The following is a 17,484-nucleotide window of genomic DNA, read 5'->3' as shown; positions in this document are numbered from 1 at the left end:
AAGGAGCGTTCGATGTCTCGCAAACCCCCCTTCCAAAACGAACTCGCGTCGCCTTCTCGCCGGCGCGCGGCACTGACGCTGGCCTCGCTGCCGCTGCTGGGCATGCCCGCTTTCAGCCGCGCTGCCGGACCCGCCACGTCCGTCGTCAACACCACGGGGCGGGCGGTGACCGACACCGAAGTGACCGTCGGCCAATTGCACTCGGCCACCGGCACCATGGCCATCAGCGAGACCGGTTCGATCCAGGCCGAACGCCTGGCCATCGAGCAGATCAACGCCGCCGGCGGCATCCTCGGCCGCCAGATCAAGATCATCCAGGAAGACGGCGCGTCCGACTGGCCCACCTTCGCCGAAAAGGCGCGCAAGCTGCTGGTCAGCGACAAGGTCGCCACCGTGTTCGGCTGCTGGACCTCGGCCTCGCGCAAGGCGGTGCTGCCGGTGTTCGAAAAGGAAAACGGCCTGCTCTACTACCCGACCTTCTACGAAGGCCTGGAGCAATCCAAGAACGTGTTCTACACGGGCCAGGAAGCCACCCAGCAGATTCTGGCGAGCCTGAACTGGCTGGCCGAGACGAAGAAAGCCAAGACCTTCTACCTGGTGGGCTCCGACTACATCTGGCCGCGCACGTCGAACAAGATCGCCCGCAAGCACATCGAAAACGTGCTCAAGGGCGAAGTGGTGGGCGAGGACTACTTCCCGCTGGGCCACACGCAATTCGGTTCGCTGATCAACAAGGTCAAGCTGAAGAAGCCGGACGTCGTGTTCGCCGACGTGGTCGGCGGCAGCAACGTGTCCTTCTACAAGCAGTTGAAGGCCGCCGGTGTCACCGCCGAAAAGCAGAAGCTGCTGACGATCTCCGTGACCGAGGACGAACTGCTGGGTATCGGCGGTGAGAACGCCGAAGGCTTCTATTCGTGCATGAAGTATTTCCAGAGCCTGGACAACCCCAACAACAAGAAGTTCGTGGCGGCCTTCAAGGCCAAGTACGGCGCCAACGCGGTGATCGGCGACGTCACCCAGGCCGCTTACCTGGGACCGTGGCTGTGGAAGATGGCGGTCGAGAAGGCCGGCAGTTTCGACGTCGACAAGGTGGTGGCGGCAGCGCCCAACCAGGAATTCAAGGAAGCGCCCGAAGGCTATGTGAAGGTCGACCCCAACCACCACTTGTGGAGCCGCACGCGCGTGGGCCAGATCCGCAAGGATGGTCAGTTCGACGTGGTTTATGAAACCAAGGACCTGATCAAGCCGGATCCCTTCCCCGCCGGTTATCAGTAAGCGAGCAGGCACGCCGCGGGCCCACAAGGTGTCCGCGGCTGCGCATGCAGCGCCAGGCATGAAGTCACACCCGGTCGCCGGCCGCGCGACCCCATCAACATCCATCCCCGAGGCCAGCCATGGAATCCTTCTCAGATCTGGGCGCCATTCTCCTGATGCAGGGCTTCAATGGCCTGTCCGTCTTCAGCGTCCTGCTGCTCATGGCCCTGGGCCTGGCCATCATTTTCGGCCAGATGGGGGTCATCAACATGGCGCACGGGGAATTTCTCGCCGTCGGCGCCTATACGACGTATCTCTTTTCCGAGCTGACGCAGCAGTACCTGCCGTCGCTCATGCCTTACTACTTTTTCTGCGCCATCGTGGCGGCCTTCGCCGTCACCTTCGTGCTGGGCTGGCTGGTGGAATGGCTGATGATCCGCCATCTGTACCGCCGCCCCCTGGACACGCTGCTGGCCACCTGGGGCCTGTCGCTGGTGATGCAACAGGCGCTGCGTTCCATCTTCGGTCCGCGTGAGGTCAGCCCGGCGCTGCCCGAATGGCTGATGGGTTCGGTACAGCCGCTGCCCGGCGTCGACATTCCGGTCAATGGCCTGGTGGTGATGATCATCACCCTGTTCCTTACCTGCGGCCTTCTGCTGGCCTTGTTCCGCTCCACCTGGGGGCTGCATGTGCGCGCCACGGTGCAGAACCGGGTGATGAGCGGTTCGGTGGGCATCGATACCAAGCGGGTCGACCGCGTCACCTTCGCGCTGGGCTGCGGCATCGCCGGCATCGCGGGCGCGGCCTTCACCACGATAGGGTCGACCGGTCCGACCAGCGGCTCGCTATACATCGTCGATACGTTCCTGACCGTGGTGTTCGGTGGCGCGGCCAGCCTGTACGGCACCATCGCGTCGGCCTTCCTGATCGCCCAGACCCAATCCGTGTCGGAGTTCTTCCTGACCGGTTCCATGGCCAAGGTGCTGACCCTGTCCGCGGTGGTCATCATCCTGATGCTGCGCCCGCAAGGGTTGTTCTCAATCAAGGTCCGCAAGTAGTCGGTGGGAGCACGAACGTGAAAACCCTGTACAAAAACGTTTTGGGCGGCCGTCAAGGCATGATCGGGATCGCCATCCTGGCGGCGCTGATCTTCGTCGTCTTTCCGCTGGTGCTGGACGGCTTCCGGCTGAACCTGGTGGGCAAATACCTGACCTATGCCTTCGTGGCGCTGGGCCTGGTGTTGTGCTGGGGCTACGGCGGCATCCTCAGCCTGGGGCAGGGCGTGTTCTTCGGCCTGGGCGGCTATTGCATGGCCATGTTCCTCAAGCTGGAAGCCTCCAGCGTGGAAGCCACCAAGATCCAGTCCACGCCCGGCATCCCGGACTTCATGGACTGGAACCAGATCACCTCGTTGCCGTGGTTCTGGGTGCCCTTCAAGAGCTTCATCTTCACGCTGTTCGCGGTGCCCATCGTGCCGGCGCTGCTGGCCCTGGTGCTGGGCGTGGCCATGTTCAAGCGGCGCGTGGGCGATACCTACTTCGCCATCGTGACGCAGGCCGTGGCCCTGATTCTGTCGGTGCTGATCATCGGCCAGCAGGGTTTCACCGGCGGCGTCAACGGCATCACCGACCTGCGCACCTTGCTGGGCTGGGATATCCGTACCGACTCGGCACGCGTCATCCTGTATTTCGTCACGGCGGCGCTGCTGTTCGCCTGCATCCTGTTCGGCCGCTTCCTGCTGTCGTCCAAACTGGGCAAGCTGTTGATGGCGATGCGCGACAAGGAAGAGCGCGTGCGCTTCTCCGGCTACGACGTGTCCAGCTTCAAGGTGTTCGTGTTCTGCGTGGCCGCGGTGTTCTCGGCCATCGGCGGCGCCATGTTCACCTTGCAGGTCGGCTTCATGTCGCCGTCCTTCGTCGGCATCGTGCCCTCCATCGAAATGGTGATCTTCGCCGCGGTCGGCGGCCGCTTGTCCCTGCTCGGCGCCGTCTACGGCACCTTGCTGGTGAACTTCGGCAAAAGCTATTTTTCGGAAAGCTTCCCCCAGTTGTGGCTGTTCCTGATGGGCGGCCTGTTCATCGCGGTGGTGATGGCTTTTCCGAATGGCCTGGCCGGCCTGTATACGCAGTACGTCAAGCCCCGTCTCGGGCGTCAGGGCGCAGGTAAGGCCCAGGCCGCCACCAGCGCCGTCGACATCAACCCTGCAAGCCCCGCCAAACCCGCCCCCAGCAATACGGAGGCCGCATGAATCCGCCCATCCTGAATACGACGGTCACCCCCGCGCAGGAATTCGCCCTCTACGTGGAAGGCTTGACCGTGGCCTTCGGCGGCTTCGTCGCCGTCAACGACTTGAACCTCTACGTCGACAAGGGCGAGCTGCGCGTGGTGATCGGTCCCAACGGCGCCGGCAAGACCACGCTGCTCGACCTGATCTGCGGAAGGACCAAGGCAACGTCGGGCTCGATCCGTTTCAAGGACGTCGAACTGACCAAGATGGCCGAGCACCGCATCGTGCGCGCCGGTGTCGGCCGCAAGTTCCAGACGCCGTCGATCTACGAAACCCTGACAGTGCGCGAGAACCTGGAAGTGTCGTTCCCGCGCGGCCGCAGCGTGTTCGGCGCGATGACCTTCCGCCTGACCGCCGATGTCGTCGAACGGGTGGAGCAGGTGGCGGAGGAAATCTTCCTCCAGGACATGCTGGACAAGTCGGCGGAGTTGCTGTCGCACGGCCAGAAGCAGTGGCTGGAAATCGGCATGCTGCTTATGCAGGAGCCGGAATTGATGATGCTGGACGAGCCGGTGGCGGGCATGAGCGTGTCGGAACGCGAGAAGACCGCGGAATTGCTTAACCGCATCAGCAAGAACCGGTCGATGATCGTCATCGAGCACGACATGGAATTCGTCAAGAACATCGCGCACAAGGTGACCGTGCTGCACCAGGGCAAGGTCCTGGCTGAAGGGTCGATGGACAAGGTGCAGAACGACCCGCGCGTGATCGAAGTGTATCTAGGCCATTGAGACGGGTTCCGGCTCAAGCAGGCAAACACGCCATAGACTAAGTACCAGCAACAGGCTGGCCTTGGGCTCTCCTTGGAGAAAACATCCATGTTCAACGTATCGGGACTGCAATCCGGGTATGGCCAGAGCCGTGTGATCCACGGTGTCGACCTCAACATCGCCAAGGGCGAAATCGTGGCCGTGATGGGCCGTAACGGCATGGGCAAGACCACGCTGTTCAAAACCATGATGGGCGTGCTGCCCACCATGGGCGGCAAGGTGGAAGTGGACGGCGTGGACATCACCGCCATGGAAAGCTTCCAGCGCGTGCGCTCCGGCGTGGCCTATGTGCCGCAGGGACGCATGATCTTCCCCACCTTGACGGTGGAAGAGAACATCCGCACCGGCCTGCGCGGCGCCGCCTTGCGCGACCCGTTGCCGGAGGAGATTTTCTCCCTGTTCCCCGTGCTGCATGAAATGCGGCGCCGGCGCGGCGGCGACCTGTCCGGCGGCCAGCAGCAGCAGCTGGCCATCGCGCGCGCGCTGGTGACCGGCCCCAAGGTGCTGATGCTGGATGAGCCCACCGAGGGCATACAGCCGTCCATCATCAAGGACATCGCCCGCACGCTGCTGGAGATCCGCAAGCTGAAGGACCTGGCGATCATCGTGTCCGAGCAGGTGCTGAGCTTCACCATGCAGATTGCGGACCGGCTGATCGTCATCGACAAGGGCCGCTTCGTCCACGAGAACAAACGCGACGAGGTCGACGAACAGACCATCAGCCGCTATCTGTCCGTGTAGTTTTCCTTGTATTCGGGTGGTCGCTTGCCCGCCTCTTTCCGCGTTTACGTCTCTTCGTTTACGTCTCTTCTTCGCTGCCCCGCAACGCTTAGTGCCCGCCTAGTCCAACAAAGGAGCAAGTCATGCCCGATACCCTGATCAAAGTCGATCTGGCCCAGTCGCCCTACGAGAACGAAAATATCCACAATCGCTGGCATCCCGACATTCCGATCTCGGTGTGGGTGAAGCCGGGCGACGACTTCGTGCTGGAAACCTACGACTGGACCGGCGGCGCGATCAAGAACGACGACAGCGCCGACGACGTGCGCGACGTCGATCTGTCGACGGTGCATTTCCTGTCCGGCCCGGTGGGCGTGGAGGGCGCGGAGCCGGGCGATCTGCTGGTGGTCGACTTCCTCGATATCGGCGCCAAGCCGGACAGCCTGTGGGGCTTCAACGGCTTCTTCAGCAAGAAGAACGGCGGTGGCTTCCTGACCGAGCATTTCCCGCAGGCGCAGAAATCCATCTGGGATTTCCATGGCATGTTCACCAGTTCGCGCCACATTCCCGGCGTCAACTTCGCGGGCCTGATCCACCCCGGCCTGATCGGCTGCCTGCCCGACCAGGCCATGCTCGATACCTGGAACAAGCGTGAACAGGCGCTGATCGATACCAACCCCAATCGCGTGCCGCCGCTGGCCAACCCGCCCGCGCCCAAGACCGCCCACATGGGCAAGCTGACGGGCGCCGCGCGCGACAAGGCCGCGGCCGAAGGCGCGCGCACGGTACCACCGCGCGAACACGGCGGCAACTGCGACATCAAGGATCTGTCGCGCGGGTCGCGCGTGTTCTTCCCGGTGTACGTGAAGGGCGGCGGCCTGTCGGTGGGCGACCTGCACTTCTCCCAAGGCGACGGCGAGATCACGTTCTGCGGCGCCATCGAGATGGCGGGCTGGATCCATATGCGCGTCAGCCTGATCAAGGGCGGGATGGAAAAGTACGCCATCAAGAACCCCATCTTCAAGCCCAGCCCCATTACGCCGAATTACAAGGATTACCTGATCTTCGAAGGCATTTCCGTTGATGAAAAGGGCAGCCAGCATTACCTCGATGTGCATATCGCCTATCGCCAGGCTTGCCTCAACGCCATCGAATACCTGAAGAAGTTCGGCTACTCCGGCGCGCAGGCGTATTCCATCCTGGGCACGGCGCCGGTGCAGGGGCATATCAGCGGGGTGGTCGACATTCCCAATGCCTGCGCCACGCTGTGGCTGCCGACCGAGATCTTCGACTTCGACATCCAGCCGTCGGTCAGCGGACCGATCAAGGCCATCAGCGGCGGCGTCGACATGCCGCTGTCGCCGGACCTGTAAGGAGATCAAGCCATGCCTCTATACGACTACAGCTGCCCCGTCTGCGGGGAGTTCGCGGTAATGCGTCCGTTGGCGGCGTGGCGCGATCCGGCGGCCTGCCCCGAATGCGGGGGCGAGTCGCCCCGCATCATCGGCGGCGCGCCGGCGCTGGGCGCCTTGTCGTCGGCGGTGAACCGGGCCCATGCGATGAACGAGCGCAATGCCAACGAGCCGCGCAGTTCACGCGGCGGCCACGGCATGAACTGCGGTTGCTGCGGCGGTGGCAAACTGCCCGGCAAGACGCGCAAGACGGCCGACGGCGGCAAGACTTTCGCCAACAGCAGGCCATGGATGATCAGCCATTGAGGTCGTCCGGAAGTGCCGCGTGACGTGAAAAATGAACCGGCAGACCGATAAAAATGTCGGACTAGTCCTATTTCTGCGTCACTTTGCTTGAAATCTCTCCAGTGTGTTCAGAATCCAGAGCGTCGTTGGTACGACCGGGACCGATTTATCCGTCGGTCTCGTTAGTCCTCTCGCAAACTGGAGATTGCAATGCTGGATTTCGGCCTGTCTCGCACCGAGTTTTTTTCAACCTACTTCGAGCGTACCCATCTGCTGGTGCGCGACGCGCTGGGTGGCGCGCCGCCATTCACCTGGAGTGACGTCGACGATATCCTGCATGCCTGGAATCTGGCCGAGGCCGACATCCAGTTGCGCAGGGGGGAGTTGATTCCACCCGAGCTGTACGTCCAGTCCTATCAGGACATCGACGACCGGCGGCTGCGGCTGCAGGCGGCCGAAGTGCGCCGCTATATCGAGGAAGGCGCCACGCTGATCATGAGCCGCCTGGACCTGCGCTGCCGCGACGTGGCGCGCCTGTGCGACAGCATCGCGGCGTACACCGGCCATCGCCTGGTGGCCAACGGCTATGTGTCGATGCGGGGCGAGGGCGCCTTCGGCAGGCACTGGGACACCCACGACGTCTACGCGGTGCAACTGCTGGGGCGCAAGCGCTGGCGTTTGTACCCGCCCACCTTTCCCCTGCCCATGCCTGAACAGAACAGCATGACGCGGGAAGAGGATTGCCCGGCGCGGCCCGTGCTCGATGTCTGGCTGGAAGCGGGCGACCTGCTGTACATCCCGCGCGGGTGGTGGCATGAAACCTTGCCGCAGGAAGGCATGCCCAGTTTCCATGTGGCCGCCGGCGCCCACACGGGCAAGGTGGCCGACTACATTGCCTGGTGCTGCGACCGGGTGCTGCCGGACATGCTCAGCGCGCGGGCCACCTTGCGCCCCGGCGCGGACAATATGGGCGCGCTGCGGGAGCTGTTCGGCGAACTGCCGCGGCGCCTGCTGGACGAGAAGCTGGTGAATGCCTTCCTGCGGCAGATCCAGTCCATGGGCAATCTTCCTTACCCCGGCATCACCGATTGGCCGGATATGGGGCGGCAGCGGTGAATGTTGCGCTGCGTCAGGTGGCGGCAGGGTCCTGCGGTTAAGATCGAACGGATCGTCCCGTCCCACCACCCATCGAGGGAGTCGCAGCATGTTGCTCACCGCAGACGCCAAAGGCGTTTTTCCCATTGCCCCCACGCCGTTTTTCGATGACGGCGCCATCGATACCGCTTCGGTGGATCGCATGACGGATTTCTATCTTGAATGCGGTTCCACCGGTCTGACCGTGCTCGGGCAATTGGGCGAAGCGCCCAAGCTGGAACATGCGGAGTCCGTGGCGGTGGCCGGCCAGGTCATCCGCCGCGCCGCGCGTCTGCCGGTGGTGGTGGGCGTGTCGGCGCCGGGCTTCGCCGCCATGCGCGCGCTGACGCATGAGGTGATGGGGCAGGGCGCGGCCGGCGTGATGATCGCGCCGCCCAACACCTTGCGTACCGATGACCAGATCGTCAATTACTACCGCCAGGCGGTGGAGGCAATCGGCGCTGACGTGCCTTTCGTGCTGCAGGACTATCCGCTGACGTTTTCGGTGCAGATGACGCCGGCGGTGATCCGCCGCATCGTGCAGGAGCTGCCGTCTTGCGTCATGCTCAAGCACGAGGACTGGCCGGGGCTGGAGAAGATTTCCACCTTGCGTGGGTTCGAGAAGGACGGCTCCATGCGGCACATCTCGATTCTGTGCGGCAACAATGGCCTGTTCCTGGACTACGAGGTGGAACGCGGCGCCGACGGTGCGAATACGGGTTATTGCTTCCCCGACATGTTGTGCGATGTCGTGCGCCTGAATGCCGCCGGCGAGCGCGAGGCCGCGCATGACCTGTTCGACGCGCATCTGCCGCTGCTGCGCTATGAGCAGCAGCCTGGCGCCGGCCTGGCCGTGCGCAAGTACATCATGATGCGCCGGGGCATCCTGACGTCGGCCGCGCAACGCCGCCCGGCCAGCCCCATGTCAGCCACCGCCCGCGCCGAAGTTGAACATCTGCTGACACGCCTGGCCCGCCACGACAAACGCGCCGCCCTCCCGCCGGTATAAGCCGGCCCGCGGGCCGGCTGGGCCGCCTCCGGCCCGGCGCGCCTGGGCGTCGATTGCGCGGCAAGCGGGGGCGGCATCTATATTGATACGTGCTGCGCGGGCTGATGACCCGCGGTAGACCCGGCCAAAAGTCCGCTCCGGCGTCAGCCGGAGCGGACAATCAATTCTATTGTTCGGCGTAGCCGGAAACAGTAATTACCACCCAGGGTCGCCGTCGTCACATATGCGGCAGGTAGAATCCCCGGATCCTTACCTATCATGAGGCATGTGTGGATAGCGTCATCTCGATCCAAGGTTTATCCAAAACCTACGCGTCGGGTTTCCAGGCGCTGCAAGGCATCGACCTGGAAATTCGACGTGGCGAAATATTTGCTCTGCTGGGCCCCAACGGCGCCGGCAAGACCACCCTCATCAGCATCATCTGCGGCATCGTCAACGCCAGCAGCGGCACCGTGCTGGCCGACGGCCACGACATCCGTACCGACTTCCGGGCGGCGCGCGCCAAGATCGGGCTGGTACCGCAGGAACTGAACACCGACGCCTTCGAAAGCGTCTGGAACACCGTCACCTTCAGCCGCGGCCTGTTCGGCAAGCCGGCCAATCCCGCCTATGTCGAGCAGGTGCTGCGCGACCTGTCGCTCTGGGACAAACGCGCGTCGCGCATCATGACCCTGTCGGGCGGCATGAAGCGCCGTGTGATGATCGCCAAGGCGCTGTCGCATGAGCCGGATATCCTGTTCCTGGACGAACCGACAGCCGGCGTCGACGTGGAGCTGCGCCGCGGCATGTGGGACATGGTGCGACGCCTGCGCGAGCGTGGGGTCACGGTGATCCTGACCACGCACTACATCGAAGAAGCGCAGGAGATGGCCGACCGCATCGGCGTCATCCGCAAGGGCCGCATCATCCTGGTGGAACAGACCGCCGCGCTGCTGCGCAAGCTGGGCAAGCGCCAGCTGACCCTTTCGCTGAAGCAGCCCCTCGCCGCGCTGCCCCCGCTGGACGCACTGGCGGGGCACGACGTGGCGCTGGCCGAGGACGGCCAGCAAATCGTCTACACCTACGACAACCAGGAGAGCGGCGCCGACATCGCCACGCTGCTGCGGCAGCTGGCCGAGGCGGGGGTGGTGTTCTCCGATATCCGCACGTCGGAAAGCTCCCTGGAAGATATCTTCGTCAGCCTGGTCCACGAATCATGAACGTATACGCCATCCGCGCCATCTATCTGTTTGAAATGGCCCGCATGTGGCGCACGCTCATGCAGAGCGTCGCGTCGCCGGTCATTTCCACCTCTTTGTATTTCATCGTGTTCGGGTCGGCCATCGGTTCGCACATGGTCGACATCGACGGCGTCAGCTACGGCGCCTACATCGTGCCGGGCATGGTGATGCTGGCATTGCTGACGCAGAGCATCTCCAATGCGTCTTTCGGCATCTATATGCCGCGCTTCAGCGGGACCATCTACGAGATCCACTCAGCGCCGATTTCCTACGTGGAGATCGTGGTGGGCTACGTGGGAGCGGCGGCGAGCAAGTCGGTGATCCTGGGCACCATCATGCTGGTGACGGCGCGGCTGTTCGTGCCTTTCGAGGTGGCCCATCCGGTGTGGATGGTGAGCTTCCTGCTGCTGACCTGCATCACGTTCAGCCTGTTCGGTTTCATCATCGGGATCTGGGCCGACGGCTTTGAAAAGCTGCAGGTGATTCCGCTGATGATCATCACGCCGCTGACCTTCCTGGGCGGCAGCTTCTATTCGATCAATATGCTGCCGCCGTTCTGGCGCACCGTCACCCTGTTCAATCCGGTGGTCTACCTGATCAGCGGGTTCCGCTGGAGCTTCTACGGCGTGTCCGATGTGACGGTGGGCATCAGCGTGGGCATGACCCTGGTGTTCCTGCTCCTGTGCCTGACCGCGGTGCACTGGATCTTCAAAACTGGCTACCGGTTGAAGGCATGAGCGCGGACCGGGAGCCGGCCCTCGGGCGCGATGCGGAAGCGTTGACCCTGCGGCTGCGGCCGGGCGGGGCGGTGCAAAGCCGCATGTCGCTGCGGCAGCCCGACGCGCTGGACCTGGAATACACCCGCCTGATGATGGGCTTCCTGCTGTTCGAGCCGGAACCCGTCCATATCGTGCAGATCGGCCTGGGCGGCGGTTCGCTGGCCAAGTTCTGCCACCGCTACCTGCCGCGCGCCCGGGTGACCGTGGTGGAGATCGATCCCCGCGTCATCGCCCTGCGGGACGAATTCAGGGTGCCCCCGGACGATGCGCGTCTGACCGTGGTGCAGGGCGACGGCGCCGACTACGTCAAGGCGCACCCGCAGACCGCTGACGTGCTGCTGCTGGATGGCTACGACGACAACGGCCTGCCGGCGCGTTTGCGCGGCCGTGAGTTCTTCGAGGATTGCCGGCGCTGCCTGCGGCACCGGGGCGTGCTGGTCGCCAATCTGCACCGGCAGGCGGCGGACTATGCGCCGTGCCTGCATGACCTGATGGCACTGTTTCCATCGGGGCTGCTGGAAGTGGCCGACGAGGACCTCGCCAACAGCATCGTCTACGCCAGCGCCGCCGACCTGGGCGCCAGGCTGCGCGCCGATGCCATCCTGCGGCCGGACACGCTGGCCAAGGAAGCCTGGCGCCAGCTCATGCCGACCTTCCGCATGATCGCCGCGACCATGGCGCTGCGTTGATGTAGCGGCCGGCGCGCGAAGGGGCGTGGCCCGCGACCGGGGCCGTGACCCGGGGCCGCGGCCAAGCCGTTACTGCGCCGATGCCGCGTGCCGCGCCAGCAACGCGTCGAAGGCGTCGAAAATACGATCGATGTACACGTTCTTGAAGCGCAGCCTGTCCTGCTCGGCCTCGGGATGCACCAGCATGCTGGCGTTGGTCTCGAACACCAGCACCCGCCCATCCGGCAGCAGCGAGAAATCGATACCGCAATAGTCCAGGTCCATGCGCTGCGCGATGGCATGCAGCGCGGCCCAGGCCTTGGCGCCCAGCGCCTGCGCGGGATCGTCCAGGAAGCGCCGTTCCTCGTCCAGCTTCCACTGGTCGGAAAGCATGTCGGCCGAGAAATAATGCAGCAGCCATTGGCTGCCGATGGCCAGGTGATACGGATAGGGCACCCGGTCGATGAAGATCACGCGGTACTTGCGGAAGTAGCCATCGGGCGAACGGTATTCGTGATACCGGGTCAGGTACATCTCGCCCTGGGTCGGCGGATCGGTGGGATCCGAGCGCGATGCCAGCAGCACGATGCCGTCGCCGCCATGTTCCCCGACCGGGCGCACCAGGGCGGGGTAACCGACACCGCCCCGCTCGAGCGCGGCGTGGATGACGAAGGCCGGATTGGACTGGCGGTCCCAGCGCATCGTGGTGGGCACCAGAATGTCCGGCACCCCTGCCAGCAGCGCCCCCGTGTATTCGCGGTAGGTGCGGTCGATGCGTTCGGGCGGGTTCAGTATCGGCCCATGATCGGCCGCCATGAAGCGCGCCTGCGCCTCGCGGCAGGACGCGCCGCGGTCGGCATCCGAGATCACGTTGAAAATGACGTCGTAGGGCGGCAAGCGCTTGGAGCGCCCCCGCAGCATGCCTGCCTCGCCCTCGTCCATCACCCACTTGAAGGTGCGGTTATGGGCGGGCGGCAGCAGATGGCCGAAGGGCAGGTTGGCGACCTGGCTTGAGCACATGATCAGTACGCTGCGGCGGCGGGTCGCCTTGGCGGCGCTGAACGCGGGCTGATGCCGATAGTTCAGGTACAAGCGGCGCCGGCGCGGATCGATCTGTCCCGCCTGCTCGCGCCGGCCCATCTGACGCAGGGCCCAGGCCAGGCAGATGTGGGCCGGGGCCAGGCCGGGTTCGATCAGCAGGGCTTTTTCCAGCCAGTGCGCGGCCGCTTCCCATTGCTTGTGCTTGGCGTAGACGCGCCCGATGTCGAAGATGTCGCTGGCGCGGCGGCGCGCGATGGCGTCGGCGCCCAGGCGGGCCGAGGCGGCATCGGCCTTCTGTTCGGTGGCATCCAGGGAAACGACCAGGGCCAGGTAGACGTCCGCGTTGAGCGGCAGGCGCGAGGCGGCCTGTTGCAGGGCGGGAACGGCCTCGGCATGGCGGCCCGTGTCCTGCAGAAGACGGCCCAGGGCCAGCCATTCCTCCCCGGTCATGGATGGGGCGGGGGCGATATGGGAATCAGGCGTGGCGGACATGCGGCGGGCGGCGGTGATAGAGAGAGGGCCGGTACGTGATGGCGGGCCGGCGGCCCCCAGGCATGGCGGCCGGTGCCGCCGCAATGTAGCGGCGCGGGCCTGAATAGTACCTGTCTCAGCCGAAGCGGCGCGCCGCGTCCAGGGCCAGGCCGGCGCCGATGCTGCCGAACAGGTCGCCTTCCACCGCGCGGGCGTCCGGCAGCAGGGCCGCCACGCGTTCGCGCAGCAGCGGCAGGCGGCTCGAACCGCCGGTGAAGAACACCGTATCGACCTTGCTGGCGGCCGCGCCGGCGTCCCGCAGCAGCGCCGCGACGGTGGTTTCGATGCGGGCGATCAGGGGCGCCGTGGCGGTGTCCAGCACCGGGCGGTCGACCGTCAGGTCCAGGTCGGCCTTGATCCGGTCCAGGACCAGGCGCGTTTCAGGCGCCTCGGACAGGGCGATCTTGGCCTCTTCGATCTGCAGGGCCAGCCAATGGCCTTCGCGTTGCTCGATCAGGCGGAACAGCAGGTCGATCTTGTCGCGTTCGGCGGCGTTGGCGCGGATGTAGGCCAGTTGCTCGCGCGCCTTGGGCGCATAGACGAAGTTGATGGTGTGCCATGAAGCCAGGTTGCCGAACACGGTGGACGGCACGTCCTTGCCGCTGCGCAACTGGCTGCCCAGGCCCAGCAGGGGCATGGCGGTCTTCAGGTTCAGCTGCCGGTCGAAGTCGCCACCGCCGACGTGGACGCCGCCGTGCGCCAGGATGTCGGCGCGCCGGTCCAGCGCCTGCGCGCGGTCCGGACCCAGGCGGATCAGCGAGAAGTCGGAGGTACCCCCGCCGATGTCGACCACCAGCACCAGTTCCTCGTGGTCCAGCGCCGACTCGTAGTCGAATGCCGCCGCCAGCGGTTCGAACTGGAATTCGACGTGCTTGAAGCCGACGGCCGCGGCGATTTCACCCAAGGTATCCTGGGCCAGCTTGTCGGCCGCGGGATCGTCGTCGACGAAGAAGGCGGGGCGGCCCATGACGACGGACGTGAACTCGCGGCCCGCGGTCTGTTGCGCGCGTTCGCGCAGCTGCTGGATGAAGCGCGTCAGCAGCACCCGGAACGGCACGCCGCGGCCACGGATTTCCGTGTGGCCGTCGATCAGCGGGCTGCCCAGCAGATTCTTCATGGCACGCATCAGCCGCCCTTCGTAACCGGCCAGGTAGTCCGTGAGGGCGCCGCGGCCATAGCTGACGGTCTCGTCTTCGTCATGGAAGAAGATCGCCGACGGCAGGGTGGGGCGGCCGTCTTCCAGCATCAGAAGCGAATGCTGGCCGGGGCGGAGCCAGCCGACGGTGGAGTTGGAAGTGCCGAAGTCGACACCGCAGGCAGTCGCGGGAGAGGATGCAGTCATGAAGAGTAATGCGCCGCGCCCCGCGCGCGGGTGACGCGGGTACGGATTCGGAAAAGGAATGGGGGACCGGCGCAGTGCCGGCCCCCCATTGTACGGCCTAACAGATGTAGCCTATCAGGCGACGGCCGCCTCGCTCACTCCCGCCGCGGCGCTAGGCACCACCGGGTATTCCTCCAGCGCGTACTTCAAGGCATCCTCGACGTTGTCCAGCAGCACGAACTTGAGCTTTTCGCGCGCTTCCTTGGGCACGTCTTCCAGATCCTTCTCATTGCGCCGCGGCAGCATGACGGTGCTGATGCCGGCGCGTAACGCCGCCAGCGTCTTTTCCTTCACGCCGCCGATGGGCAGCACCAGCCCGCGCAGGCTGACTTCGCCGGTCATGGCGACGTCCGACCGCACCGGCCGCCCCTTGAGCAGGGAAGCCAAGGCGACGAACATCGCCACCCCCGCGCTGGGACCGTCCTTGGGCGTGGCGCCGGCCGGCACGTGGACGTGGACGTCGATCTTGTCCATCGCGTCGCCGCTCCACGTCTTGGCCAGGGTCAGCGCGGCCTGCGCCGATTCCTTCATCACGTCACCCAACTGCCCGGTGAGGATCAGGCGGCCCCCGCCCGGCACCTTGCTGGCCTCGATGAAGAGGATGTCGCCACCCACCGGCGTCCAGGCCAGGCCCGTGGCCACACCCGGCACGCTGGTGCGCAGCTTCACTTCGTTCTCGAAGCGGCGCGGCCCCAGGGACTCCGCCAGGTCGGCCACGTCTATTGTGATGGGCGGTGTCGTGCCCTCCGCGATCTGCATGGCGGCGTGGCGCAACACGGCACCCAACTCCCGTTCCAGGCTGCGCACGCCGGCCTCGCGGGTGTAATCGCCCACGATGGTGGCCAGGGCCGCGTCGGTAATGACGGCCTGGTCCGCTTGCAGCCCGTTGGATTCCAGCTGGCGCTGCACCAGATAACGGCGGGCGATCTGGATCTTCTCTTCCTCGGTATAGCCCGGCAGCTGGATGATCTCCATGCGGTCGCGCAAGGGGCCGGGGATGGTGTCCAGCACGTTGGCCGTGCAGATGAACATGACCCGCGACAGATCGAAGTCCACGCCAAGGTAGTTGTCGCGGAACTTGTTGTTCTGTTCGGGATCCAGCACCTCCAGCAGCGCGCTGCCCGGATCGCCATGGAAACCGCCGGCGCCCAGCTTGTCGATCTCGTCGAGCATCAGCACGACGTTATTCGTGCCGGCGCGGCGCATCGCCTGGATGATGTTGCCCGGCAGCGCGCCCAGATAGGTGCGCCGGTGGCCACGGATCTCTGCTTCGTCATGCACGCCGCCCAGGGCCACGCGCTGGAACTCGCGTCCCGTGGCGCGCGCGATGGACTGCCCCAGCGAAGTCTTGCCCACCCCCGGTGGTCCGGAGAAGCACAACACCGGGCTCTTGCCCGTGGGGTTGAGCTTGCGCACGGCCAGGTATTCCAGGATGCGGCGCTTGATCTTGTCCAGGCCGAAGTGATCGTTGTCCAGCACGCGGCGGGCTTCAGCGATGTCGATCGGCGCTTGCGGCGTCCGCTGCCACGGCAATTCCGTCAGCCATTCCAGATAGGTGCGCAGCATGGCGTATTCGCCGCCGCCTTCGCTCATGCGCTGCAGGCGCTTGAACTCCTTGGTGGCGTGCTTCAACACGTCTTCCGGCATGCCGGCCTTGTCGATCGCCGTCTTCAGCTCTTCGACTTCGGCGGCGGTGTCGTCGCCTTCGCCCAGCTCCTTCTGGATCTGGCGCAGCTGTTCGCGCAGCACATGTTCGCGCTGGCGTTCGTCGAATTGCGCCTTGGTCTTTTCACCGATCTCGCGGGACAGCTTGAGCACCTGGACGCGCGCGGCCAGCAGGTCGATGACCTTGTCCAGGCGGCGCGACAGATCGAAGGTTTCTAGGATGTCCTGTTTTTCCTCGACCTTCACGTCCACCAGGTTGGCGACCATGTCGGCCAGCACGGCGGGCGACTCGATGGCTTCCACCACCGTGGTCAGCTCGTCCGGCACGTGCGGCAGCAGCTTGATGGCTTCGACCGCCTGCTCCTTCAACTGCAAGGCGCGCGCTTCGATACCCTGGGTCTTGGGCTCTTCCTGCTCGATGAGGGCGACGCGCGCCACCATGAAGGGCCAGCCTTCAAGGAATTCAAGCACGCGGAAACGCGACTCGCCCTGCACCACGACGTGGTGGGTATCGTCCTGGCCGGTGATGTAGCGCACCACCGGGCCTTGCGTGCCGACCCAATAGAGATCGTCGGGACCGACGTCGTCTTTCTTGGGATCGCGCTGCAGGAGAAAACCGAGCGGCAATTCGCTCTTGACGGCTTCCTGCACCGCCGCCACGGTCGCCTGCCGGCGCAGCGTCACCGGTGAAAGGACGCCGGGGAACAACACCGCTTCGCGCAGCGGCACAAGGATGATCGCATCCTGCGGCAGGCGCTTGAGGGCGCTACCGGCCGGCGCGGCGGCGTTCGTGGGGCCGCCACTGGTCCGGGGCGCATCGTCGCCGGACCGCACTTGCATCGTGGGCCAGAACTTCATGGCGTTTCCTTTCTCTTGACGAGGGTAAGAACGAGGCAGCCGTCCGCCATGACCGGCGGTTCGGGTTCGAGCGAGTGCAAGGGCAGGGCGATGCGCCGCTCGAAGCGGCCATAGGGGATTTCGACGCGATGGATGTGGGCGGCTTGCGTTGCCGGCAGACGTCGTGCGCCGGCAACCGTAATGCCGCCGGCTTCGAAGCCGACGGTGACCGCCGCTGCAGGAACGCCCGGGAGGGCGACGTAAACGATGACCGCATCCGCGGTTTCGATCACGTCGATGGGAGGTTCCCAACGTTGCGGGTCGGCGGCGCACGCCTTGAAGAACTGCCGTTGCAGGCGTTCGGCCTGCTCCAGCATCGACAGGGCGTCACCCCACATCCAGGATGACAAATCACGGGATCTCATGATGGCATGCCTCTCTGGTATGCGACGTAGATGGCGACGCCCGGGCTGGTTTCAAGAGCGCGGCGG

Annotated in this window: 16 protein-coding genes; 12 read left to right on the top strand and 4 right to left on the bottom strand. The window is 65.1% G+C overall.

The genetic code is table 11. The annotated features are described in order from the left end of the window. The first annotated feature begins 12 nt into the window (after positions 1 to 12). From urtA to ASB57_RS13205, 12 genes are all read left to right on the top strand, one after another. Positions 13 to 1,275, top strand: a complete 1,263-nt coding sequence (urtA, locus tag ASB57_RS13260) for an urea ABC transporter substrate-binding protein (protein WP_057652661.1) — start codon at positions 13 to 15, stop codon at positions 1,273 to 1,275. 119 nt (positions 1,276 to 1,394) lie between these two features. Beyond that, entirely contained in the window at positions 1,395 to 2,312 is a 918-nt protein-coding gene (gene urtB, locus ASB57_RS13255; RefSeq protein ID WP_057652660.1) for an urea ABC transporter permease subunit UrtB, read from the top strand. A 59-nt stretch (positions 2,313 to 2,371) separates the two neighbouring features. Further along, positions 2,372 to 3,502, top strand: a complete 1,131-nt coding sequence (gene urtC, locus ASB57_RS13250) for an urea ABC transporter permease subunit UrtC (RefSeq protein WP_057656121.1) — start codon at positions 2,372 to 2,374, stop codon at positions 3,500 to 3,502. Next, positions 3,499 to 4,272: an urea ABC transporter ATP-binding protein UrtD gene (gene urtD, locus ASB57_RS13245; RefSeq protein ID WP_057652659.1), complete on the top strand. Its 774-nt coding sequence runs from the start codon at positions 3,499 to 3,501 to the stop codon at positions 4,270 to 4,272. Before urtC ends, urtD begins: the two co-directional genes overlap by 4 nt. A gap of 87 nt (positions 4,273 to 4,359) precedes the next feature. Continuing rightward, on the top strand, positions 4,360 to 5,052 hold the full coding sequence (gene urtE / locus ASB57_RS13240) for an urea ABC transporter ATP-binding subunit UrtE (RefSeq protein WP_057652658.1): 693 nt from the start codon (positions 4,360 to 4,362) through the stop codon (positions 5,050 to 5,052). A gap of 122 nt (positions 5,053 to 5,174) precedes the next feature. Next, positions 5,175 to 6,404, top strand: coding sequence for a formamidase (gene fmdA, locus ASB57_RS13235; RefSeq protein WP_057652657.1), 1,230 nt, complete (start codon positions 5,175 to 5,177; stop codon positions 6,402 to 6,404). A gap of 12 nt (positions 6,405 to 6,416) precedes the next feature. Continuing rightward, on the top strand, positions 6,417 to 6,749 hold the full coding sequence (locus ASB57_RS13230; RefSeq protein WP_057652656.1) for a zinc ribbon domain-containing protein: 333 nt from the start codon (positions 6,417 to 6,419) through the stop codon (positions 6,747 to 6,749). Positions 6,750 to 6,938: 189 nt separating this feature from the next. Then, entirely contained in the window at positions 6,939 to 7,844 is a 906-nt protein-coding gene (locus tag ASB57_RS13225; protein ID WP_057652655.1) for a JmjC domain-containing protein, read from the top strand. Between the two features lie 88 nt (positions 7,845 to 7,932). Then, complete coding sequence (locus ASB57_RS13220) at positions 7,933 to 8,871, top strand: dihydrodipicolinate synthase family protein (RefSeq protein WP_057652654.1); 939 nt, start codon at positions 7,933 to 7,935, stop codon at positions 8,869 to 8,871. A 269-nt stretch (positions 8,872 to 9,140) separates the two neighbouring features. Beyond that, positions 9,141 to 10,070 carry an ABC transporter ATP-binding protein gene (locus ASB57_RS13215; RefSeq protein ID WP_057652653.1) on the top strand — a complete coding sequence of 310 codons (930 nt, stop codon included), beginning with the start codon at positions 9,141 to 9,143 and terminating at the stop codon, positions 10,068 to 10,070. Then, on the top strand, positions 10,067 to 10,828 hold the full coding sequence (locus ASB57_RS13210; protein ID WP_057652652.1) for an ABC transporter permease: 762 nt from the start codon (positions 10,067 to 10,069) through the stop codon (positions 10,826 to 10,828). The genes ASB57_RS13215 and ASB57_RS13210 overlap by 4 nt, the downstream gene beginning before the upstream one ends. Continuing rightward, the gene (locus ASB57_RS13205; protein ID WP_057652651.1) at positions 10,825 to 11,559 is read left to right on the top strand and encodes a fused MFS/spermidine synthase; all 735 of its coding nucleotides are present in this window, start codon (positions 10,825 to 10,827) and stop codon (positions 11,557 to 11,559) included. Before ASB57_RS13210 ends, ASB57_RS13205 begins: the two co-directional genes overlap by 4 nt. A gap of 69 nt (positions 11,560 to 11,628) precedes the next feature. Here ASB57_RS13205 and ASB57_RS13200 read toward each other — a convergent pair whose 3' ends face one another. The 4 genes from ASB57_RS13200 to ASB57_RS13185 form a co-directional block, all read right to left on the bottom strand. Continuing rightward, positions 11,629 to 13,071, bottom strand: coding sequence for a tetratricopeptide repeat protein (locus ASB57_RS13200; protein WP_156414152.1), 1,443 nt, complete (start codon positions 13,069 to 13,071; stop codon positions 11,629 to 11,631). Positions 13,072 to 13,186: 115 nt separating this feature from the next. Then, positions 13,187 to 14,452, bottom strand: a complete 1,266-nt coding sequence (locus ASB57_RS13195; RefSeq protein ID WP_057652649.1) for an Hsp70 family protein — start codon at positions 14,450 to 14,452, stop codon at positions 13,187 to 13,189. Positions 14,453 to 14,566: 114 nt separating this feature from the next. Then, a complete protein-coding gene (gene lon / locus ASB57_RS13190; RefSeq protein WP_057652648.1) occupies positions 14,567 to 17,014 on the bottom strand; it encodes an endopeptidase La in 2,448 nt (815 codons plus the stop codon). Next, positions 17,011 to 17,418, bottom strand: a complete 408-nt coding sequence (locus tag ASB57_RS13185; RefSeq protein WP_057652647.1) for an Hsp20/alpha crystallin family protein — start codon at positions 17,416 to 17,418, stop codon at positions 17,011 to 17,013. Before ASB57_RS13185 ends, lon begins: the two co-directional genes overlap by 4 nt. Between the last annotated feature and the right edge of the window lie 66 nt (positions 17,419 to 17,484).

The sequence above is a fragment of the Bordetella sp. N genome, from assembly GCF_001433395.1.
In the GTDB taxonomy this organism is placed as follows: Bacteria; Pseudomonadota; Gammaproteobacteria; order Burkholderiales; family Burkholderiaceae_B; genus Bordetella_C.
Note: the sequence above shows the minus strand (reverse complement) of the source record. Positions and strands in the feature narration are given on the sequence as shown.